The 22601-nt window shown below is 62.0% G+C and carries 15 protein-coding genes and 4 CRISPR repeat arrays; of the genes, 6 read left to right on the top strand and 9 right to left on the bottom strand.

Annotated features, from left to right (window positions below; all coding sequences use genetic code 11):
* Positions 1-280 precede the first annotated feature (280 nt).
* A complete protein-coding gene (locus tag BXU06_RS05155) occupies positions 281-1645 on the bottom strand; it encodes an alanine--glyoxylate aminotransferase family protein (RefSeq protein ID WP_253189526.1) in 1365 nt (454 codons plus the stop codon).
* A gap of 37 nt (positions 1646-1682) precedes the next feature.
* Here BXU06_RS05155 and BXU06_RS05145 point away from each other — a divergent pair, with 37 nt between their 5' ends.
* From BXU06_RS05145 to BXU06_RS05125, 5 genes are read left to right on the top strand one after another with little or no spacing between them, the layout of a single operon-like run.
* Entirely contained in the window at positions 1683-2252 is a 570-nt protein-coding gene (locus BXU06_RS05145) for a hypothetical protein (protein ID WP_077297453.1), read from the top strand.
* Positions 2249-2953, top strand: coding sequence for an ABC transporter ATP-binding protein (locus tag BXU06_RS05140; RefSeq protein WP_077297451.1), 705 nt, complete (start codon positions 2249-2251; stop codon positions 2951-2953). Before BXU06_RS05145 ends, BXU06_RS05140 begins: the two co-directional genes overlap by 4 nt.
* On the top strand, positions 2950-4173 hold the full coding sequence (locus BXU06_RS05135) for an FtsX-like permease family protein (RefSeq protein ID WP_216352544.1): 1224 nt from the start codon (positions 2950-2952) through the stop codon (positions 4171-4173). The genes BXU06_RS05140 and BXU06_RS05135 overlap by 4 nt, the downstream gene beginning before the upstream one ends.
* Positions 4173-4949 carry an outer membrane lipoprotein-sorting protein gene (locus BXU06_RS05130; protein ID WP_216352543.1) on the top strand — a complete coding sequence of 259 codons (777 nt, stop codon included), beginning with the start codon at positions 4173-4175 and terminating at the stop codon, positions 4947-4949. Before BXU06_RS05135 ends, BXU06_RS05130 begins: the two co-directional genes overlap by 1 nt.
* A 4-nt stretch (positions 4950-4953) precedes the next feature.
* Positions 4954-6192 carry a hypothetical protein gene (locus tag BXU06_RS05125; protein ID WP_077297449.1) on the top strand — a complete coding sequence of 413 codons (1239 nt, stop codon included), beginning with the start codon at positions 4954-4956 and terminating at the stop codon, positions 6190-6192.
* 119 nt (positions 6193-6311) lie between these two features.
* Positions 6312-6699: a CRISPR direct-repeat array (repeat unit 28 nt; unit sequence TTTCTAAGCTGCCTATTCGGCAGTGAAC).
* A gap of 145 nt (positions 6700-6844) precedes the next feature.
* Positions 6845-7773: a CRISPR direct-repeat array (repeat unit 28 nt; unit sequence TTTCTAAGCTGCCTATTCGGCAGTGAAC).
* A 145-nt stretch (positions 7774-7918) separates the two neighbouring features.
* A CRISPR array of direct repeats spans positions 7919-8607; the repeat unit is 28 nt; unit sequence TTTCTAAGCTGCCTATTCGGCAGTGAAC.
* 6 nt (positions 8608-8613) lie between these two features.
* Positions 8614-10205: direct repeats of the CRISPR family, unit length 28 nt; unit sequence TTTCTAAGCTGCCTATTCGGCAGTGAAC.
* A gap of 141 nt (positions 10206-10346) precedes the next feature.
* On the opposite strand, the gene cas6f is transcribed toward BXU06_RS05125, so the two are convergent.
* The 4 genes from cas6f to csy1 are packed head-to-tail and all read right to left on the bottom strand — an operon-like array spanning position 10347 to position 14382.
* Entirely contained in the window at positions 10347-10940 is a 594-nt protein-coding gene (gene cas6f, locus BXU06_RS05120) for a type I-F CRISPR-associated endoribonuclease Cas6/Csy4 (protein WP_077297447.1), read from the bottom strand.
* 1 nt (position 10941) lies between these two features.
* Entirely contained in the window at positions 10942-11964 is a 1023-nt protein-coding gene (csy3, locus tag BXU06_RS05115; RefSeq protein WP_077297445.1) for a type I-F CRISPR-associated protein Csy3, read from the bottom strand.
* A gap of 34 nt (positions 11965-11998) precedes the next feature.
* Complete coding sequence (csy2, locus tag BXU06_RS05110) at positions 11999-12994, bottom strand: type I-F CRISPR-associated protein Csy2 (RefSeq protein WP_077297443.1); 996 nt, start codon at positions 12992-12994, stop codon at positions 11999-12001.
* Complete coding sequence (gene csy1, locus BXU06_RS05105) at positions 12991-14382, bottom strand: type I-F CRISPR-associated protein Csy1 (protein WP_077297441.1); 1392 nt, start codon at positions 14380-14382, stop codon at positions 12991-12993. The genes csy2 and csy1 overlap by 4 nt, the downstream gene beginning before the upstream one ends.
* 607 nt (positions 14383-14989) lie before the next feature.
* Between csy1 and BXU06_RS05100 the strand changes: the two genes are divergently transcribed.
* Positions 14990-15952 (top strand): Rpn family recombination-promoting nuclease/putative transposase, encoded by a 963-nt coding sequence (locus tag BXU06_RS05100; RefSeq protein WP_171982115.1) that lies wholly within the window; start codon positions 14990-14992, stop codon positions 15950-15952.
* A 279-nt stretch (positions 15953-16231) separates the two neighbouring features.
* On the opposite strand, the gene cas3f is transcribed toward BXU06_RS05100, so the two are convergent.
* The 4 genes from cas3f to BXU06_RS05080 all read right to left on the bottom strand — a co-directional run bounded on the left by cas3f (position 16232) and on the right by BXU06_RS05080 (position 22545).
* Positions 16232-19639, bottom strand: a complete 3408-nt coding sequence (gene cas3f, locus BXU06_RS05095; protein ID WP_077297437.1) for a type I-F CRISPR-associated helicase Cas3f — start codon at positions 19637-19639, stop codon at positions 16232-16234.
* Complete coding sequence (cas1f, locus tag BXU06_RS05090; protein WP_077297435.1) at positions 19636-20634, bottom strand: type I-F CRISPR-associated endonuclease Cas1f; 999 nt, start codon at positions 20632-20634, stop codon at positions 19636-19638. The genes cas3f and cas1f overlap by 4 nt, the downstream gene beginning before the upstream one ends.
* 253 nt (positions 20635-20887) lie before the next feature.
* Positions 20888-21790, bottom strand: a complete 903-nt coding sequence (locus BXU06_RS05085) for a DUF1853 family protein (RefSeq protein ID WP_077297433.1) — start codon at positions 21788-21790, stop codon at positions 20888-20890.
* Positions 21787-22545: an RNA methyltransferase gene (locus BXU06_RS05080; RefSeq protein ID WP_077297431.1), complete on the bottom strand. Its 759-nt coding sequence runs from the start codon at positions 22543-22545 to the stop codon at positions 21787-21789. The genes BXU06_RS05085 and BXU06_RS05080 overlap by 4 nt, the downstream gene beginning before the upstream one ends.
* Positions 22546-22601: the final 56 nt, after the last annotated feature.

The raw sequence follows: 22601 nt of genomic DNA, 5'->3' as shown, positions 1-22601 counted from the left end.
GCTGCTACCGTGTTGTTCAACACCCAGTAGACGCACTTGCACAGTTCCTGTCCAGCACAAGCACGGAACAGCCAGATATCTATAAACAACGCCCTGATCAATTCAAAAAAAACCGCTCTCACCAAAAGCAAAACCCAGCAAAATCAACACCCTGGATTCCCGCCTTCGCGGGAATGACGATTTTTTCAGCGTACCCCTAAACCAGCACCAAAACACCCCGGCTCCCTATTCCCGCCAGAAACCGGGCCGTTCTCCTTTCAGCGCATCAGCACACTCCGCCTTACGCCGCCCCCAACACCTTATCCAAGCCCTCCGCCAAGCTCGCCACCGTCCGTGCCGGGTCATGCAGTTTATCCAGCCCGAACAGGCCCACGCGGAAGGAGCGGAAATCCGCGCCTTCGTCGCATTGCAGCGGCACGCCGGCGGCGGTTTGCAGGCCGGTGGCGAGGAATTTCTTGCCGGTTTGAATCTCCGGGTCGGTGGTGTAGCTCACTACCACACCAGGGGCCTGGAAGCCTTCGGCGGCGACGCTGGGGAAGCCGCGTGCTTCCAGCAGGGCGCGCACCTGGCGGCCCAGTTCGTGCTGTTCGGCGCACACGTTGTCAAAGCCGTATTGCTCGGTTTCCAGCATCACGTCGCGCAGCACGGCCAGTGCGTCGGTGGGCATGGTGGCATGGTAGGCGTGGCTGCCGGTTTCAAAGGCTTCCATGATTTGCCGCCATTTTTTCAAATCGCAGGCAAAGCTGGTGCTGGTGGTGTCGTTCAGCCGGGCCAGGGCGCGCTCGCTCAGGCCAATCAGCGCGCCGCAGGGCGAGGCGCTCCAGCCTTTTTGTGGGGCGCTGATCAGCACGTCTACCAGATTGGCCTGCATATTCACCCACACCGTGCCGGAGGCAATACAGTCCAGCACAAACAGCCCACCCACTTCGCGCACGGCTTCACCCACGGCCTGCAGATAGCTGTCGGGCAGCATCATGCCGGAGGCGGTTTCCACGTGCGGGGCAAACACCACGGCTGGGCGGTAGGCGCGGATGGTGGCCACCACTTCGTCGATTGGGGCCGGGGCAAACGGGGCTTGCGGGCCGCTGCCTACCTGGCGGGCCTTGAGCACCTGGGTGTCTGCCGGGATACGGCCCATTTCAAAAATCTGCGTCCAGCGGAAGCTGAACCAGCCGTTGCGGATGACCAGCACTTTTTGGTCGGTGGCAAACTGGCGGGCCACGGCTTCCATGCCAAAGGTGCCGCTACCGGGCACGATGGCGGTGGCGTCTGCGTGGTACACCTGCTTGAGCAGGCGCGAAATGTCCTTCATCACCCCCTGAAAACGCTGCGACATATGGTTGAGTGCGCGGTCGGTATACACCACGGAATATTCGAGCAAGCCTTCGGGATCGGGTTGGGGCAGCAGGGCAGTCACGTCGTTTTTCTCCTTGAACACATCGGGTTTGGCCGGCTGGCGGCGCAAAACCCTAGCATACCGCCAGTGGGCGGATTTGTGGCAACTGGCGCGCAGGGTTTTGCCTATTGCGTTTGCCCTGGTGCGCCGGCTGGCCGCCGACGCATTCGCGCCCGGCCAGCCGGCGCTGACGCCGGGATTGGCGCGTTTCGTCGCATGCTGGCGGCGGCTGGCGGCGCGGCTGCGCATACTGGCGGCATGAATTTTTCTGGCTCTGGAGCGGCGTATGAACAACTCCCTGATGTACAAACCCCTGCTGCTGGCGCTGGCCTGTGTGCTCTGCCTGAGCGCCGCGCCCACGCCGGCCCTGGCGGTCAGCGAGGCGCAGTTTCTGCCGGCGCATCGTCTATTCATGCGCGCGGTGCAGGGCGACAGCGCGGCGGTGGCCCCGGCGCTGGAGGCTTTTGTGGCATTGCGCAAAACCGCGCCAACGGATTGGGTGCTGCTGGCCTATACCGGCTCGGCCACCGCCTTGCAGGCCACCACCACCTGGCTGCCCTGGCAAAAAATGCATTACGCCGAAGATGGCCTGGCGCTGCTGGACAAGGCGCTGACCGGGGTGAGCACATCAGCAGCGCTAGGCCCCGCTGGCGTGCCGGCGCAGCTGGAGGTGAAGCTGGTGGCGGCCAATACTTTTCTGGCGGTGCCGGGTTTTATGAACCGGCGCGACAAGGGCATCAAGCTGCTGGGCGAGGTGCTGGCCAGCCCGCAACTGGCCAGCGCACCGCGGGCGTTTCGCCAGGCCGCGCACCAGGCGGCCACCCAGGCCGGCCTGACCCCTGGGAGCCAGCCATGATTGGCGCACCCTTGCCTACCGGGCCAGCTGCCGCACCGGTATTGCGCCTGCAGCAGGTGCATAAAACCTACCAACTGGGCGCACACCGGATTGACGCCCTGCGCGGGGTGGATCTCTGCGTGCAGGCTGGCGAGCTGCTGGCGCTTACCGGGCCATCGGGCAGCGGCAAAAGCACGCTGCTGAATCTGTGCGGGCTGATTGACACCCCGGATGCCGGCGAGATTGCCCTTAATGGCATCAGCGTCAATGGCCTGGACGAAACCGCGCGCACCCTGCTGCGCCGCGACGCGCTGGGGTTTGTGTTTCAGAATTTTCATCTGGTGCCGGTGATGACAGTAGCCGAGAACGTGGACTACCCGCTGTTTCTGGCCGATGTGCCGCTGGCCGAGCGGCGCGAACGGGTGGCGGCCCAGCTGGCGGCGGTGGGGCTGGCCGAGCACGCCCGGCATAAGCCGGATGCGCTCAGCGGCGGCCAGCGTCAGCGGGTGGCGATTGCCCGCGCGCTGATCAAGCGGCCCCGGCTGGTGATTGCCGACGAACCCACCGCCAGCCTGGATTCACGCACCGCCGACCAGGTGCTGGCGCTGATGCGCGAACGCGGCCACGCCGAAGGCGCGGCTTTCATCATTGCCACCCACGACCCGCGCCTGACCGCGCAGTGTGATCGGGTGGTGTCCTTGCTGGATGGGGTGATCCAATGAAAACCAGGCTGACCTGGCTGAAATTTGCCTGGCAAAACACCTTGCGCAACCGTCGCCGCTCGCTGGTCACCGCCGCCATTGCTGCCCTGGGCAGCGCCGCCATCTTGCTGGCCAGCGGCTTTGCCCTGTACACCTACGAAAGCCTGGCCGAAGCCACTGCCCGCGACAGCGGCCATCTGGTGCTGGGCACGCCGGCGCATTTCAGCAGCGATGAAGAGATTCCACTGCAACACGGCCTGAGCCAGGTAAACCGCCTGCGCGCCACGCTGCTGGCCGATGAACGGGTGCGCCATGTGCTGCCCAGGGTGGCGTTTACCGGCTTGATCAGCAATGGCGACAAATCCACCGTAATGCTGGCCGCCGGCATCGACCCCGACAGCGAATTTGCCGTCAAGGGGCCGTTTTTAACCCTCACCGCCGGCACCCTGCTCACCGCCGACGCCGCCCGCCCGCAGGCCATGCTGGGTGCCGATCTGGCCCGCAGCCTGAAAGCCCGGCCAGGTGATGGGCTCACCCTGCTGGCCAGCACCACCGAAGGGGCGATGAACGCCATGGACGTGACCGTGGCCGGGGTGTTCACCACCGGCGTGCCCGAGGTGGACAAACGCATGGTTTACACCAGCGTGGACACCGCCCAGCGCCTGCTGGTCACCGACAAAGTGTCCAGCCTGGGGGTGTTTCTCGACCGCATGGACGCCACCGACAGCGCCCGCCAGCGTCTGGCCGCGCAGTTTCCAGAACTGAGCGTTCACAGCTGGGAGCAGGAAGCGGTGTTCTATCAGGCGGTGCGCAATCTGTACAACCGCATTTTTGGTGCGCTGGGCATCATCATTGCCGTGATTGTGGTGTTTGTGGTGGCCAACGCCATGGCCATGGCGATTATCGAGCGCACCCGCGAAATTGGCGCACTGCGCGCCCTGGGCACGCTGCCCCGGCAAGTGCTGCTGATGCTGGGGCTGGAAGGCGCGCTGCTGGGCAGCCTAGGCGCGGCGGTGGGCGCGCTGCTGGCGCTGGCGGCATCGCTGCTGCTGTATGTGTTTCCGGTGGACATGCCGCCGCCGCCTGGCCGCACCACCGGCTATCCGCTGCACGTCACCATCGACCCCACCCTGTACGCACTGACCATGCTGGCAATGATTGCCCTGACGCTGATGGCCTCGCTGGCGGTGGCGCGCAAAACCGTTCACCTGCCAGTGGTTGACGCCCTGGCGCACACCTGATGAAAGCCACCGCCATGCTACTCGCCCGCCCGATTGCCTCCCTGGCCGCCACCCTCGCCGCCCTGGTGGCCAGCCCCGCCAGCTGGGCGCTGGACCTGGACACCGTGCTGCGCAATGCCGATCACTACCGGATGAGCGCCGACAACCTGCAAGTGGACACCCTGGTGCAAACCTTCACCCTCAGCGGCGAGCTGGACAAAGAACGCCGCTACACCGTGTTTGCCCAGGCAGGCCGCCAGTCGCTGGTGCTGATGCAAAGCCCCGCTGAAAAAGGCCAGAAAGTGCTGATGCTGGGGGATGATTTCTGGCTGCTGATGCCCAACAGCCAGCGCCCGATGCGCATCACCCCGATGCAGAAACTGCTGGGCGACGCCTCCACCGGCGACATTGCCACCCTCAGCTGGAGCGGCGACTACCGCGCCACCCTGGTGGGCGAAGAAGCCTGCCAGCCCGACGACACCAGCGCGCGCGGCTGCCTGCACCTGAGCCTGCAAGCGGCGCGTAAGGGCGTCACCTACCAGCGCATCGAACTGTGGCTGGGCAAAACCCGCCACGAGCCGGTGCGCGCCGACCTGTACGTGCAATCAGACAAACTGGCCAAACAGGCGCAGTTCACCCTGGACAAAACCCGCGCCATGGTCACCGACATGATTTTGATCGACCAGTTGGGCAAGCAAAAGCGCACCACGGTGAGCTACCTCAGCCGCAAGCCGCGCAGCGTGCCGGCAGAATGGCTGAACCCGATGTTCCTCGCCCGCAGCCCCAGCCTGGAGTAAGCCCATGCGCCGGCTTGTGCTGCTTGCCCTGACCAGCGGATGCGCCGCGCTGGCCCACGCCGAAGACGCCAGCTGGAACGCCACCCTGCGCACGCGCTGGACCAGCGCCCACGCCACCGACAGCGGCCCACTGGCCGCCGCCCACGCCGCCGGGCTGGCCGTCAGCGCGCCATCTACCGCCGTGCTCGAAGCCGGGCTGCAAGGCAGCGCACCGCTCGGCCCGCTGCGCTTTAGCGCCGACCTGCTGGCGCGCAGCGAACGCCCGGAAGGCGAGCTCAGCCAGGGCCGGCTGGGCATCAACGAAGCCTATCTGGCCGGCGGCGCAAACGGCTGGCAGTGGAGCGCCGGCAAAAAAGTGCTGAGCTGGGATGTGGGCTACGGTTTTCGGCCCAACGACGTGGTACAGCAGGAAAGCCGCCGCCGCCTGCTCAGCCTGCCGCTGGAAGGCCGCCCGCTGCTGATGGGCGAATATTTTACCGCCGACCGTGCCTGGACGCTGGTGGCGGTTAACCCCACCGCCCACCGCGACGCCACCGACGCCGGCGAACCCGCCCTGGCCGCACGCCTGTATCAACGCGACGGCAGCATCGACTGGCACGGCTTTGCCCGCCTGGGCACCCGCACCGGAGCCAGCGTGGGCGCAGCGCTGGCCTGGGTGGTCAGCGATGCAATAGAGCTGCACGCCTCGGCGCGCTACCTGCGCCGCGACGACAGCGTGACCTACGTCAACCCCGGCGCGCCCCTGGCCAGCCGCAACCCCTGGCTGCACCAGCAGGCCGGCCCGGCGCGGCAATGGCTGATCGGCGGCAGCTGGACCACTGCCGAGCAAGTCAGCATGCTGCTGGAAGCCTGGCGCGACGACACCGCCCCCAGCGCCGCCAGCTGGCGCGGCTGGGCCGCCCACAACGCCGAACTGGCCCAGTTGGCCCGCGCCGGCGCACCGGCCCAGGCCGTGGCCGGCAACCAGGCCTGGCAAGCCTCCGCCTTCAACACCGCCAGCGCCCTGCACCGCAACACCCTGTTTGCCCGGCTCAGCTGGACCCACGACAACTGGCAACCGGCCATTGACGTGCTGTACCACCCACAGGACGGCGGCTGCATGCTCACTGCCGCACTCGCCTGGCAAGGCGACCGGCTGAAACTGGAAACCGGCCTGCGCCACCACACCGGCCCCGCCAGCGCACTGATTCGCCAATTGCCGGAACGCACCCAGGGCTATGTGATGGCGAGCTGGGTGTATTGATTAATTAAGCATATGTGGGGAAAGCGTCATTCCCGCGAAGGCGGGAATCCAGGGTTTTTATTTTTCTGGGATTTGCTTTTGGCAAAAGCAATTGGAGGGTTCTGAAATAAATCAGTGCATTCCGAAGTTGCCTATTCGGCAGTGCACTCAAAGGCCGAAAAAGCTGTGCGGCTGCGGACTTTCTAAGCTGCTTATTCGGCAGTGAACCAGCTGAGCATTGCGTTTATCACAGACTGACATTTCTAAGCTGCCTATTCGGCAGTGAACTCCCACGCTCTGGAACAGTTGGCCACCGAGATTTTCTAAGCTGCCTATTCGGCAGTGAACTCCCACGCTCTGGAACAGTTGGCCACCGAGATTTTCTAAGCTGCCTATTCGGCAGTGAACATCAGATCAAAGGTATCAGCACTACCGAAATATTTCTAAGCTGCCTATTCGGCAGTGAACGGGTCTGGGCCAAAGCCATTACTGCTTCTTGTTTTCTAAGCTGCCTATTCGGCAGTGAACGACACTGCATTCGCATCTGTGTATGACGCGATTTTCTAAGGGATACGCTGAAAAAATCGTCATTCCCGCGAAGGCGGGAATCCAGGGTGTTGATTTTGCTGGGCTTTGTTTTTGGCAAAAACGGTTTTTCTGAATAAATCAGCGCGTCCTAAGCTGCCTATTCGGCAGTGAACTGAGCTGCCCGCGCTGCGCGAGCTGATCAAGCTTTCTAAGCTGCCTATTCGGCAGTGAACACCGTGAGCCGGTCGGTGGCGACGACGAGCCTTTTCTAAGCTGCCTATTCGGCAGTGAACCCGACCGTGCCGCCGACGCCCTTGCTCATTTATTTCTAAGCTGCCTATTCGGCAGTGAACGTACTCAGATTCCGGCACCAGCACCACCCACATTTCTAAGCTGCCTGTTCGGCAGTGAACTACGTCAACTGACCTGTTCACCGCAGGCTAGGTTTCTAAGCTGCCTATTCGGCAGTGAACGGCCAGGATATCCAGACCACAGCTGAGCGGCTTTTCTAAGCTGCCTATTCGGCAGTGAACCAGCACTCAATCGTTGTGCCATTGATTTTGATTTTCTAAGCTGCCTATTCGGCAGTGAACATGCCGACAGCTCAGTCCATGTGATGGGTATCTTTCTAAGCTGCCTATTCGGCAGTGAACGCCGCCGGCCAGCACCTTGTACAGATATGCGTTTTCTAAGCTGCCTATTCGGCAGTGAACAATTATCAAGATGGCGGCTGCGTTTGCGTCGCTTTTCTAAGCTGCCTATTCGGCAGTGAACGCCGCCCAGCGCCCCGGCCTGCGCCTGGTGCGTTTCTAAGCTGCCTATTCGGCAGTGAACGCTGTATATCCCGCAAGCACCCTGCGCAGGGTTTTCTAAGCTGCCTATTCGGCAGTGAACGACCAGAAGAGTCGTTCGGCTCAAGCCGGACTTTTCTAAGCTGCCTATTCGGCAGTGAACAGCCCCCCACTAAAATTCTGCACGGCACCTGATTTCTAAGCTGCCTATTCGGCAGTGAACAATGGTCTGGCTGGGGGTGTTGCCCAGTTGCTTTTCTAAGCTGCCTATTCGGCAGTGAACCCGGCAAAGCTGCCAGTGATCCTTGTGGCGATTTTCTAAGGATACGCTGAAAAAATCGTCATTCCCGCGAAGGTAGGAATCCAGGATGTTGATTTTGCTGGGTTTTGCTTTTGGCAAACACGATTTTTCTGAATAAATCAGCGCGTCCCTAAGCTGCCTATTCGGCAGTGAACCTTATCAAGACCTGTTTGCTGCTGCTTTCCGTTTTCTAAGCTGCCTATTCGGCAGTGAACAAATTCGCGCGGCGCGGATGGCCGAGGTGATCTTTCTAAGCTGCCTATTCGGCAGTGAACACCGCGCCGCTGGGCTCGTCGTAGATCAGTACTTTCTAAGCTGCCTATTCGGCAGTGAACGTGATTTCCAATGCTGCCAGCCGGCAATTGGTTTTCTAAGCTGCCTATTCGGCAGTGAACGGCCTTGCCAGTAATCGCGCTCAGTGCCGTCTTTTCTAAGCTGCCTATTCGGCAGTGAACCTGCGTGAAGGAGCATGCGACTGATGCAGCCATTTCTAAGCTGCCTATTCGGCAGTGAACTGCACAGCGCTGGCCGTAAATCAACCCAGTCTGTTTCTAAGCTGCCTATTCGGCAGTGAACGCCATGCCTTCAAACTGGGCGGCGGCCTCTGCTTTCTAAGCTGCCTATTCGGCAGTGAACCATGCCGCTGGGTCAGCGCAGTGCGGCGCGGCTTTCTAAGCTGCCTATTCGGCAGTGAACGAATGCTGCGTTTGATGGCCTGGGCAGTTTGTTTTCTAAGCTGCCTATTCGGCAGTGAACGACTATCAGCAAAACATCCTCGACCAGCTGCTTTTCTAAGCTGCCTATTCGGCAGTGAACTGCGCGGACATAAGCTGCCTATTCGGCAGTGAACTTGAGCATGGCCGCCGGCCAGAGCAACTGCCATTTCTAAGCTGCCTATTCGGCAGTGAACGTATCTGTGCGTGTCGGCAGCGCTGGCGGGCTTTTCTAAGCTGCCTATTCGGCAGTGAACAACAGGCACATTGCGCTAGCACTTGATGGTGCTTTTCTAAGCTGCCTATTCGGCAGTGAACAGCCATCAGGATGGCGCGCGAGCCGGGGGCCATTTCTAAGCTGCCTATTCGGCAGTGAACTCGATCAGCCCGCTGTCGTGCGCCTGGGCGATTTTCTAAGCTGCCTATTCGGCAGTGAACGAAAGAATTCAACTTAGACGCGATTCGGCATTATTTCTAAGCTGCCTATTCGGCAGTGAACTAACAGCACAGTCAAATAGCGCATTAGCAATTTTTCTAAGCTGCCTATTCGGCAGTGAACGAGCACGACGCGCCGGACGCCGCCTGGGTGTGTTTCTAAGCTGCCTATTCGGCAGTGAACGTCAGCATAGACCTTCAGGTCGGCTGGCTCGCTTTCTAAGCTGCCTATTCGGCAGTGAACATGCCGCTTTACTCTGCGTCAGAGCTCGATAATTTCTAAGCTGCCTATTCGGCAGTGAACAGTGAAACCGCCTGGTAGACCACGGCAGCGCCGTTTCTAAGCTGCCTATTCGGCAGTGAACGCGAACCTTGGCCAGCGCCGGCGAACGGTGAATTTCTAAGCTGCCTATTCGGCAGTGAACTTGCGGCGGCCAGACCAATCACGTCGGCGGCATTTCTAAGCTGCCTATTCGGCAGTGAACGCCGGCATTTTACGACGCCGTGCCCGGCTCCATTTCTAAGCTGCCTATTCGGCAGTGAACGACAAAGAACCCAAGAGCGTGAGAGTCAACAGTTTCTAAGCTGCCTATTCGGCAGTGAACGGGGCGGTCGGGGCGGTCGGGGCGGTCGGGGCTTTCTAAGCTGCCTATTCGGCAGTGAACCATACACGCCAGGGGCGTCCACGTCGCCATTGTTTCTAAGCTGCCTATTCGGCAGTGAACCAAGTGCGGGTGGCCGAGGGTGTTGCAATAACTTTCTAAGCTGCCTATTCGGCAGTGAACGCTGCGCTCGCCCCCAGCCCCTCACCCCGCCATTTCTAAGCTGCCTATTCGGCAGTGAACTATCCGGCAGCGGTGGATAAATCGACCGGGGCTTTCTAAGCTGCCTATTCGGCAGTGAACGCCATCAATGTTCCGGACGCCATGAAATGCAATTTCTAAGCTGCCTATTCGGCAGTGAACCTCGAATGATCAGACGCAAGCGAATTACGTCGTTTCTAAGCTGCCTATTCGGCAGTGAACGCGCTGGCCTTCGGCCACGGGCGCTGCCCGCCTTTCTAAGCTGCCTATTCGGCAGTGAACAGATAAGGAGCGGCCAGAAGTTCGGGACGGTTGTTTCTAAGCTGCCTATTCGGCAGTGAACGGCGAACCTGGCCAGCGCCGGCGGACGGTGAATTTCTAAGCTGCCTATTCGGCAGTGAACCCAGCGCCCTGGCGGGGTGAGGGGCTGGGGGCTTTCTAAGCTGCCTATTCGGCAGTGAACTAGAGCACTTTTCCGCTAAGTCATTGTTACACCAACCATTCCATTGGACCAGCCCGCCAACCCCCTTTTTTTCACCAAGTCGCTAAGTGCTTGATTTTGTTAGCACCGAATTCCCTGGTAAAAAAAAGGGTCGGCGCAGAGTCAGAACCAGGGCACGCTGCCACCCTGGCTCAGGCCGTAGCGGTTAAAGCCACCCAGGCAAGGCTCTGGCAGGTTGGCACCTTGGTCGATGAACAGCAAAAAGTGCTGGCCGGTGCTCTGGCTGCGCAATTGCACATAGGGCAACTCCAGATAGTGGGCGGCGCGGTTGGGGATGCGTTGGCGGGCGTCTTCTTCACTCAGGGTGTGACGTTTGCACAGCCGGCGACGCAGACGCTCCGGATTGCTGTCGGCCTGTACCCGGCGCACCAGCCGGTGCGGGGCATTGGCCGGGGCGGGGGTGATGGCGCTGAGGTTAACATGGTCACGCATGCCAGAAAGCCACGGCTGGGCCATCAGCGCCGCCAGCGCATCGGCCTGGCCGTGCAGGCGCAGGTGTTGGCCCAGGTAAGGCTGCGTGCCGGGCTGTTCATCGGTTGAGCGCTGGCCGGCGCGCGCTTGCGGCAGGCTGACGCCGATGTGCACATCTGGCTGCGCCACCAGGGCACGGTGCAGCTTGGCAAACAGTGCGCTCATCAGTTGGGCCGATGAGAACTCCGGATCGGGTAGCAGGTGCAGGTCGAGGTAGTGGTCCATGTTACTTGTCTTCCGACTCGCCAAACACGCCACCGCGAATCAGCGTGGCGATGACAAAGTGCTGCTGCTCCAGCGCCGGAATTTGGTCTTTCAGCACCCAGTTGTCCAGCAGGGTGTAAAAATCCTGCTTGGCTTTTGGCTGGCGGTAGGCCTTGCCCTGGGTGGTGACCGAGCCATACGGTTCGACGGCAATCGGCCCCAGGCCCAGGGTGTCGGCTTCGGGATACCAGGTGTCGATGGTGCGGATGGCGTTGCCGATTTTTTGCGAGTGCATGCCGGCGGCGTCGCCAACGGTGTAGAGGGTTTTGCTCTTGCCGCCGCGTTCGCGGTTAAGCACCAATTCTTGCGAGGGGTATACCTCCTGGCCGGCACCGATGCGGACAAAGGCGGTGATGTGCAGCAGCACATGGCGCGCGCCAGCCAGGCCGTCGGCAATCAGCGCCGACAGGGCATCCAGTGGTGCGCTGACAGCGTCAAACTGGCGCAGGGACAGGCTCAGGGCGTCGAATATCCAGGTATTGGCGGCTTCGCCGGCGGTGCGGTGTTCAATGTGGATTTCGATGTTTTCTGCGCCGGTGCGGTTGCGCCACAAAAAGCGGCCATTGGCCAGGTTGTGGGCATAGCGGCGCGCCAGTTCGGCAAAACCTTGGCGCTGGACATAATCGTGCACGGTGGCCAGCAGTTTGTCTTGATAGGCTTTGTCGTTGCAGGCCGAGGGTTGGCCGGCACCGCTGAGCACGCGCAGGGTGAAGCTGACTTTCAGGGTGTCGGCGTGGGCGGGCAGGGCAGCGATGTCTACCGTTTGCAGATTGGGGTTTTGGATAGCGGCGTCCAGCTTGAGCGGGTCCTGATCTTTGGTTTTCAGGCGGTTGGAGATGGTGCCGCGCACGGATTTTTCTTTTACCGCCACCACGGGCCAGGCGTCAGCCTGTTGGCGCTCACTCCACAGGCCCGCATGAAACAGGGCGTCGGAGGGGTCGAGTTTGCGTTCAAAAGCGAGGACAGATGCGGTTTTCAGAGCCATGAGTAAAGTCTCCTTGCAGGATGTTCAACAGGGGTCAGACGGATAGTGCGCCAGCGGGGGTGTCGGCAAAGGCGTTGCGGCAGCGATAGTGGCCAGCTTCGGGTTGGCTGTCGGCAAACCATAGCAGTTGCTCCGGGCGTTCCAGCCGGTGCGGGCTGATCCATTGCCCCAGGCTGTACAGCCCCTCAACAAAGCGGAACGGCGTATTGGTGTCGCGGGCATCACGCACGCTGCCGGGCGGATGCAGCTCACCCAGCGCGGCGTAACCGACCGGAATGGGTACCAGCCAGCCGGTGCCAGCCGGGCGATCATGCCGCCAGATCACCTTGCCGTGGTTGTCGCGCTCTGCCGGACGCCAGTTAAAGCGCGACAGATCCAGCCAGGCATCCAGCACACTGGTGTCCGGGGTATGCTGGCGCAGGGTGTGCAGATGGCTGGTCAACAGGTCATCGCGGCTCACCAGGGCAAAACCGGGCAGCCATTGCCGGCGCAAACGACGAAAGCTGTTGGCGCGCTCCTGGCTATCCTGGCTCAGCACTTCCAGCCAGGGCTGCTGCCGACGCCCGCCGGGGCGCGGCTCGGCGGCGGGCAGCACGCTGCCGCCAGCTACCCGCATGCAGCTCAGTTGTTCGGCCACGCACTCGGCCAGCTGATGGCGGGCGTTGGCATCCAGTTCAACAAAGCCGCCACTGACGCCAAACACCAGGGTCAGCGTCAGGTGCATGCGACCGTGTTCGACAATCGCTGGCGGCTCACCGCGCTGGTTCAGCGGGTTGCGCGTCAGACGAAAAGTTTGCACATAGCCGGGCTGGGTTTGCTCGGCAAAATCATGGCAGATCACGCCAACGCTGTTGAAAATCAGCGGCAGTTGCTGCTCAGCCAGCTTGCGCTCCAGCGCCCACATCAGACCAATAAAGGCGGTGATAGCGGGAAAGCCATGGGTGAACGGGCTGGAAATGGCGTTGGCGTTCTGGATGCGCAGACGCGGCAGAATCAGCAGGCCATCGTTGTCAGGCAAAGTGGCGCTCATGTGGCCTCCCGGGTGGCGGCGCGAGTGGGAATATAAGCCGGTGCGTCCTGCTCGCGGCGCTGTCGGTGCAGATGGCGCGCCCAGCCATCCAGCCGTTCGTCCACCAGCAGCTCCTTGCGCCAGTGGCGCATTTCCACTTCGCCCAATGGCAAATGCTGCGCCAGCTGCTTGTTCAGCCAATTGGCAAAGCGCTGGCCGACTTCTGCCGGCCAGTCCATGGCCATCCAGCTGGCGCAAAATTTGGGGTCGGTTTCGCAGCGGTAGGGGTCCAGCCAGAGTTGTTCTGCTTCGTGCAGTACGCAGTCAGCGTGGGCGCTCCAGTTGGCCGGCAGTTGTTCTTGCAGCTCTTCGCCAAACAACACCAGCTCATCAATCAAGTCAGCGTAATAGCGGTCGCGGATGTCGCGGGTGTGTCTGTTGTTCTTGGGGCCGGGGGCATCGCCATCAGCCCGATCTGGCGCGCTGCTTTCCAGAAAATGACGCAGCCCATGCACCAGCCGACGCACATCGTCATGGCGGCCAAACAAATCAAACACCGACGCCCCTGTGGGTGGCCGAACCTTATGGCTTTTCCAGATGGGCGGCAAGCTGCTGAGCAGGTAGTTATTGCCGCCACGCTCGCTGTTCAGCTGGCTGATATTTTGCGGTTTTGAGCCGCCCAACTTTTGCACTGCCAGCGACGGATAGGAATAAAACGGCTGGTCATGGTCGCGCCGGGCGCGCAAGGCCTCGCGCGCCAGCTTGTTGGCTTCGCCATAGCGGTGCTCATTGAGCACGGCAAACAGCGCATGCGCCAGCGAGCTGGGATATAGGGGCGAGAGCAGGTGATATTGCCCGTCGTCCAGCGGGTCGTCTCCCACCAGCCAGAACACTTGCTTGGCGTAGGTGTGAGAAGCCGGCCCCCCGGCGCGTGGCTGGGCAATGCCCACAAATGCCTCGGCCAGGGTGTGCGCATCGTCCGCGTCATCGCTGAGCGCGGCGACGGCATCCGGGTGGCCATCGCGCAGCCAATCCAACAGCGAACGGCCATCTATTTGCAGCTTTAGCAGCTTATACACATCCAGGGCGGCGGCATTGCCCACCACATCGTCGGCATGCATCCCGGCCAGCGCATGGCTGCCCAGCTCGGGATAATCCGCCAGCGTTGACGGCGGCGCATACAGATTGCTGCCGCGCGCATCGGGGTGGATGGGTTTCAGGGTGTGGGTGACCAGTTGAATCTGCCGCACCCGCCGGGCAGCGTCGTCCAGCCAGGTGAGGTATTGGTACTGCTCACGCAATGCAGCGCACTTGGGATCATCGGCATCCAGCTTGGCCAGCTTGGCGGCCAGACGCTCTTCGATGAAAGCGGCGATGGCGCTACGGAACACAGGAACAGATGGGGCCATACAAATAGCTCCAGGATAGGTTTTTACGGTAAAATTCAGGCACACATACATGTACGGCTCCCGCGCCAACGAGAGCCGTACATGCTTATGCTAATAACCCAGTGTGTTTAATCACACCCTGCACCCTCCTGCTGGCGTCAAACCCTGCTAGCGTGGGGGCACGGGAACATCCCATGCCGGAAGCCCTCCACCATAGAGCCTCGAGTCCTGAATGCACACAGCCTAGAGCGCTCGATGGTGGAGTTGTGTTTAGCATAGCTAGCTCAGATTGAGATTGTCAACCTATGTTTATTCATATGAACCTATGTTTGTTATCATGGTCATGAAGCAGCGGCTCTTAGTCGGGTAAAACGCGACACATGTTCCGTTCACCCTCTTTGTAAACGCAGGTGTTACCATTGCTCCGCAACAAAACTGCCGAATAGGCAGCTGAGAAATATGTGTGATCGCATGATCGCGAAGCATTCACTGCCGCATAGGCAGCACTTTCTTTAATCGCCAGCGTGTCTGGCGATTTTTTTTTGGGAACGTGGGTTCACACATGTGCGTGTTCTTTTCTGCGCCACAGCCCCTTGAGCCCACCCAGCCATCACGCTACACTGCACCAATGGCCCACCTCCACGACAGCGGTTATAAATACCTGTTTTCTCACGCCGAACTGGTGCAAGAGCTACTGGAAGCTTTCGCCCCGCCGGGCGTGTCCGAGTTGCTCGACTACACCACGTTGCGGCTGGAAAACGGCAACTACGTCACCCCGGCGATGAAGCCACGGGCAGATGATGTTGTCTGGTCAGTTGAACTACAGGGGCAGCGCGTTTATCTGTATCTGTTGTTGGAGTTCCAATCCACCCCGGACGACGCCATGCCGGCGCGCATGCTGCAATACGTGGCCGCGCTGTACGATCATCTGTTACGCAGCAAGGCGGTGGACATCGCCGACGGACTGCCGCCAGTGCTGCCCATCGTGCTGTACAACGGCGACGCCCGCTGGCGACAAAGCAGTGAGGTTTACGATCTGATCTGCGCTCATCCGCCCGTGCTCAAGCCGTTTCAGCCGCAGCTGAAATTCTGGCTGCTGGATGAAGCCGCGTTCGCTGCCGCCGAGCTGGAAGACATGCACCGGGTGGTGGCGGCGATTTTTTGTTTTGAACACACGCCCGACACCGCTGCGGCCAGACGCGCGATTCGCAATCTGGCCGAAGCCATTGCCCAATCCCCATTCAAGCAGCGTCTCGACCGGGTGTTGGCGCACTGGGTAAAATACCGGCTGAAAAGTCGAATGCCTGGGCTGGTGACACCCGATGCCGAAGAATTGACGAAAGGGATGCACATGCTGGAAACCAATATCGACCGTTGGGAAGCCCAGGCGATTGCCAAGGGCATACAGCAAGGCATGCAACGGGGCGAAGCCCTGTTATTGCAACGCCAGCTCATCCGCCGTTTTGGTGAACTGTCCGCCGTACAGCAGGCCAGGCTGGCCGCTGCGACGCCTGCCCAGCTGGAAATCTGGGGTGACCGGGTGCTGGATGCGCAATCGCTGGACGAGGTGTTTGGCGACACGCGGCATTGAGCCAAAATCCCGCACATCACGGGATGCCTGGCGTAGGCGCAGATAAGCGCCCAAAAAAATAAAGCAGGGTTCCCGCGCCAACGAGAACCCTGCCCTGAGTCTAACCACCAGCTAATAACCTCCTGGCGTCGCGTCTAACCACACCCCATACCCTCCTGCCAGCGACAAACCCTGCCAACCTGGGGACACGGGCAATTTGCCCATGCCGGAAACCCTCGCCCTCGTAGCCTGTCGAGTCCTGTGCACACAGCCTGTGACTGGCAACGATCATTGAGGTGTTCAGATTGTAGGAGCCGTAGACGTCGCTGTCAAATTCCTATGTTTGAAAACTTGAACTAATCCAAGCGCCGGATGAAACGCCCACCCCTGGGTCGCTTCCGCCACCCGCACCCTGCCAAACCGTCTGGCGCATTCCTCTGGTGAAATGTCCAGCCCCTCAGCCAGTTGCTGCACAGCAGCGAGGTAATCGGCCTGGCCCCACAGGCTGATGCCTGGGCCGCGCAGTTGTGCGTCGTCGATGCGATGCAGCAGCGCGCCGTCCACTCGTACATAGGGGTTGTATGCCGGGCTCAACTCAGGGCGAAACTGATGCATGGCGTAATCCTCGCCATCTTCTTCCAGCAAAAAACACAGCTCGACCTCTCGCCGGGTTTGCTCCCGAAAGGGTTGTTGCTGCGGCAGCACGCCGGTCAGCCAGGCGCGTGGCAGCGACCAGATGCTGGCGGCGTTCAGTGGGTCGGCATGACGTTTGCGGCTGCGCAGTTCACGGGCAGAAAGCGGTTTGCCTGCCTCTGGCGCGCGCATCAGGTCTTGCACGCGCCCATGTTCCAGGTCGGCCAGCCGGGTTTGGGTGTGCAGTGGCTGGCGTGCCAACAGGCGAGGGCGGGCGTCCACCACGTCCAGCTCGCCGGGCTCCAGCAGCTCGCTCAGGCAATGGCTGTGCAAGCGATAGGTGGCCGGATCGGTTTGTTCAAAACCGGGGTGGCAGTAGGCGGCTTGATTGGGGTGGGTAAAGTGGCGCAAGGGGTGGTCGAATACGCGCAGATTGGCGCTGACCACGGCACCGGGGCGATGGCGGCGCACGCGGCCAGCCAGTTGAATCAAGGCACGCATGGAAGAAGGCTCGGCCAGCGCCCAGTCCACGCAGAAATCCCGGCCAGTTTCGCACACTGGCGATGCCAGTACGACAAACAGCTGGTCGACTTCTGGGTGGCTGTCCAGGCTGCGGCGAATATCGTCGCGGGCAAATACGGCGTCGGGCTGGCGACGATCCAGTGCGCCATCCAGCTGCTGTTCGATGGCGGAGCGCAGCAGCAACGGAAACTGCGAGTGATACACGCACAGATGCAGGCGCAGGCCAGCCGGCGCGCCCAGGCGGAACATAGCCAGCGCCACCGCCACCAAGGGCCGGATATTGGCCATGCGCACCAGGCCAAAACTTACCCGCTTGCCGCTGATCGGATCACGGTTGGCGTGAGCATGGTGCAAATCGGGCAAGGCACGCAGCAGCTCGGCGGCCAAGGCTTCGTGCAATTGGGTGCCCACCGGCAGATGCAAGGGCCACAGCTCGGCGCGTCGGCGCGGTTCGGCGGCAGCCAGTCGGGCGTGGCGACGCTGGGCAAACGCCAGATGGGCGTGGGCAAAGGCGTCGGATTCGGCGCAGTCATGCTGGCTGTGCTGAAACTCGTCAAACCAGGCGCAGCACACCGCTGGCGGCTGCTGCGGGCGCTCGCCGCGATTGCGCTGAAAATGCCGACGGCCCTGTAAATAAGCATCGAATAGCCCTTGCACCAGCGCCGGCGGCAAGGTGGCGGATGACAGCAACACGCGGCTACCCAGCAAGCCGGCGTAAAACACCAATCGGGTGAGCGCCGGCAGGTCGCGGATGTCGAATTCGTCTGGCTCGTCCAGCACCAGATCCCCGCTCATCAGCCGCAGCATCGGTGCAATCTGACTTCCGCCGCGCAGGCTGTCGCCCGCCGGAATCAGATGATCCACCGTGCACACCAGCACGGGCGCGCCCAGCAGCGCCGGCATGCCCCGGCTATGCGCCAGCCGCTGCAACAGCGGATGCTGGTCATTGCCTTCAAACAGCACATGGCTGTCTTCCGCCAGCAAATCCTGACTGGAGGCCGAGCCGGATTGCTCGGCCAGTTCTTGATAATGCTCGAACAGCTGGCGACTGGCGGCACCGCCGACTTGAATGGCCAGCTCATGCTCGCCCAGTTGCAGTTGCTGACGAAACGCGCGCCCGGTTTGCAGCGTCAGCGTGCGCAGCCCCAGGGCAAATGCGCAGCGCAGCCCTTGTGTCGGCTCGGCCAGCGCGTACATCACCCGCGCATTGCCCAGGGTTTTACCGCAGCCAGTGGATGCCATATTGACGATAAACGCGCCGTGTTCGCGGCTGCGCGCACGCATGGCGGCGGCGCAATCCGCCGCGCGGTTTTGCCACTGAAACCGCGCCTCGCGGGTGTGGCGCTGCAAGCCTTTGTGTCGGGCCAAACGCGGCAGCTGCTCGGCCAGCTCGGGCAAGGCATGGGCGATTTGGCCAGCGTGCCAGGCCACGCCCAGCAAATGCTCGTCCAGCGTTTGCTTGAGCACGCCACCCGGGCCAGTGTTGGCGTGCAGCGGATAATGCGGGTTCAAGCCACGCCGCTGAGTGGGGTCGGTGAGGCTGGAATAATAATGGTCAGCCAGCATCAGCGTCAGCCGGCTCAGCTGCATGACATAGGGGTCATCCAGCCATGCGCCCGCCGCCGGGTGGCGCGCATCCAGCAGCCGACGGGCGCAACGGGCGGCGCGCTTGCGCCAGGCCAAGTCCGCCACGGGCAAGCCGTGGCTAAATTGCCAATATGGGGCAATCTCTGCGGCGCTGGCCAGGCTGGGGCGCTCGTTCCAGGCGGCCTGGATTTTGTCCAGCACGTCATGCAACAGGGCGGGATGCAGGTTGTTCAGTCGCTTGCCCAGCCAGTCTTCCGGCTTGTCGTCCTCCGGCTTGTCGGACGGCGCCACCGGCAAACGATGATGGCTCAGCATCAACCAGCCCACCGCCTGCGCCAGCGGCGGCAAGTCGGCCAAGGGCGGTTGTTGGCGGGCAGCGGCATCCAGGCCGTCGCGCAGCAGGCCGCGCAGCCAGTCATCCGGGCTGTGGCCGTCCACCTCGGCCAGCCGATGCAGCCAGCTGGCGTCGTCTGCCCCCACGCCCACGAATGCCTGAAACAGCCGCAAGGACACCCATTCATGCCGGTAAATATTGCGGCTGGCCACGTGGCCGGCGCGCAGCCGCGCCTGAAACGCCGCGCACGCCTTGCCCAAGTCATGCAGCAAGGCCGCCAGGCAAGCCAGCTGGCTGATCCATTCCAAACTGTGCCAATGGTTTTCCCGGGCGTGGCGGGTGAGCTTGCGCGTGGTGCGGTTGGTGGGCGTGGCACCGTCGGCGTTAAACTGGCTGGCGTCGCCAATAATCCACAACAACTCACTATGGTCTTTACCGCGTATCCAGTGGCAGGCCACCGCCGTATTGCGCCGTGCGCTTTTGCGCAGCAGCCGGCGCAACGTGTCCAGCCCAGCCTGAGTGATCGGCGTTTGCCAGGTGCGCTCACCGCGCCGCTCGGCAAACTGGTCGAGAATGCGCCGGGTTTCGGTCAGGGCATTTTTATGGCATTGCGAAATCAGCAGGATATTCATGCGGTACCCTCGTCGCGGAGGCCTGCGTGACCACTGCCCAGCCGGATGGCCACGGTTTTCAGGGTGTCGATCATGCTGTCCAGCGCTTCGGTGCGGGTCAGTGTCTCGATGCAGGCGCGGCGAAACGCCTGCTCATCATCGCCGCGCATGGCGCTGACAAAAGCCTGGGGCAAAATCAGCGCGTCTTTGACCAGGTCCGCCACGTCAAACACCAGGCCACCACGCCGGGTTTTGCCGTGTAACACCGCCAGCCCATGCGGCAGGCCCAGCACCCAGGTGGCGCTGGCGGCCAGCCCGTAAGCCAGATAATTGCCATGATCCAGAAACCGATTGGCCGGGTCACTGCCCGAGCCGCCCTTGGCGCGGGTAAAGTCACCATACCCGGTGGCCTCGCAGGCCAGGCGAAACAGTATTTTGCTCAGCCGTGCTTCTTCGGTCAGCAAAGCGGTATGGTCGGGGGCGTGCTCAATGCGTGCGCGTGAGGCATCCAACGCAGCGCTCAGCCGTTCTGCATCGCAGCCAAAGCTGGCCTCGGTGCGTGCACGTTGCTGCCAGTGCCGGACAATCTGCCCCAACCGCTCGTACTGAAACAGCTTGGCCGCCGCCAGTCGCTGGCCATCATCAAACCAGAAGCGTGTCCACGCCTGCAGATATTCGGTGGGCCGGTATTCGCTTTGCGGCGCAAACCAGGCCACTTCTATATCCATTTCGTTGGCTGAAAATAACGGCGTGCCGCCACCGCCACAAAATCCCAGCATCACCCCAGCCTTGGCCAGTTCGCGCACAGCGGCCTGAGTGATTGACGTGCCCGTACCCAGCAGCACGGTGGTGGTGTTGGCAATCGGGATATTCCAGTACAGCGATTGCTTGCCCTGGTCGGTCACGTATTCCACCCGTCCGCCATTCACCAATACCCGGCAGTGTTCCAGGTAGTACAGATTGGCACGCTTGGAGTGCAGGATGGTTTTCAGGTCGGTGGGGCGAAGGTTGTCCATGCTGAATCCTGTCATCGATATTACAAATGGATGAAGGCCAGTATAGAGGGGTTTCCGTGTGATCGGCGCTGGATTGTCGTCTGTGCTGACATCCATCAGCGGCACACGTGATGGTGCCGCCTGTGTCTCCGAACCGGAATACTTTGCACAGGAAGGGCGTAATGCCCCGAAACCGGTTTCAGCGATAACCCAGGCAAACACTGCGGAGTGCCCCAGAAATGTTTGCCCTGCATGAATAAACCCCAATCCGCGCCTACACCTCCGCCAGGGTCAACATATCCGACTCCAGCCACGCGCCGGGGGCAACAAACCCGCGCGCGCATTCTTGCCAGTCGCCGTTGGCGGTTTGCTGCAGTTGGGCCAGTTGTTGCGGGCTGTCGCAGTGGGCCAAGTGTGGGCGCAGGGTGGTGGCGGTGAGCAGGTCGCTGGCGTGGGCCGGGCGCTGGGCGGGGCCGAGCCAGGCCAGGCGCGGCAGGTGCAGGTAGCGGGTGGCGGGGTGGGTTTCGCCGAGCCAGGGGTCGGCCAGCGGTCGCCACCAGCCGGCGGGGGCGGCTGGGTTGAGCGGGGGCAGGGCCAGTGGGGTGTCGCGGTAAAAAAACTGGCCGCGTAACACCGAACCAACCTGACAGCCCTGCCAGCCGGCGGGCAGGGCCTGGGCGGCCAGCGGGTGGCGGCTGAGGCGCAGTTGCTGTTGCAGTTTAGCCAGCTTGCGCTGCCAGGCGTCGTGCGGGTTGGGGCCAACGCAGTGTTCGCCGTGGCGGCCCACCACCAGATAGTATTTGCACGCCAGCTCCAGATGCCAGGGTTCGCCGTCCAGGCGCAGCAGCAGGTCAAATTCACCCAGGGTGTGGCCGCCGTCGCGCAGGGGCAGGTTGGCGTGAATGTCCTGGCAATGCGGGGCCAGCTGGCACCAGCTGTGCAGCAGGGCTTCTACATAGCGGCCCAGCCGGCGGGTGGCCGGGCGCTGGGCCAGCGCGTCGAGCAGCGGCTGGGGCTGGGTGTCGAGTTCGGCCAGCAGGCTCAGGCCGTGTGCGCCCAGCAGGCGGGGGTGGGGCAGTTCGCAGCCGGTGTGCCATGGTGGCTGGCCTAGCAGCAGCTGGGCCAGGTCGCGCACCACGGGCTGGCGGTAGTGCGCCGGGTGGGGAAGGGGGGTCATGGCTGTGGCGGCTGGGCTGGGGCGTGGCGTTCAATTTGTTTGAGCATGCCGCGCAGGATGTCGATTTCTTCGCGCTGCAGGCGGCTGCGGTTAAACAGGGTGCGCAAGCGGCGCATCAGCCGGTCGGGCGGACGGCGTTCAAAAAAGCCAATCTGCTGCAGGGTGTGTTCGAGGTGCTGATAAAAGCCTTCCACCTGGGCGTGGCTGGCGTGTTCCACCGGCTGGCGCAGCGCGTCCAGGCCGTAGCCGGTCTGGCTGAACAGCTCGTAGGCCAGCACTTGCACCGCCTGGGCCAGGTTAAGGGAAAAGTAGTCCGGGTTGCCGGGGATGGTCACCAGCAGGTTGCATTGCTCCACTTCTTCAATCGACAGGCCAAAGGTTTCGTTGCCAAATACCAGCGCCACTTGCTGGCCCTGGGCAGCGCAGGCCAGCAGTTCGCCGGCGGCATCACGCGGGGTGAGCAGCGGGGCGGCAATTTCGCGGCGGCGGCTGGTGAGCGCGGCGGCCAGGGTCACGTCGGCCAGCGCGTCGCTCAGGCTGGCGCACACCTGGGCCTGCTCCAGCACGTCCACTGCGCCTGAGGCCAGGGTGTTGGCTTCTGCGCTGGGGAAATCGCGCGGGGCCACCAGGGTCAGCCGGGTCAGGCCCATGGTTTTCATCGCTCTGGCCGCCGAGCCAATATTGCCCGGATGCGAGGGCCGGGCCAGCACCACGCGAATATTTTTCAGTACATCAACAGCTTCGGGTTTCATCATTGGGAAAATCACATTAAAATGGTGCGATACCAGAACCCGAAACCGTCTTCGGGTTT

The sequence above is a fragment of the Aquaspirillum sp. LM1 genome (assembly GCF_002002905.1).
GTDB lineage: Bacteria > Pseudomonadota > Gammaproteobacteria > Burkholderiales > Aquaspirillaceae > Rivihabitans.
The sequence above is the reverse complement of the archived record's forward strand: the minus strand, read 5'-3'. Positions and strand labels throughout refer to the sequence as shown.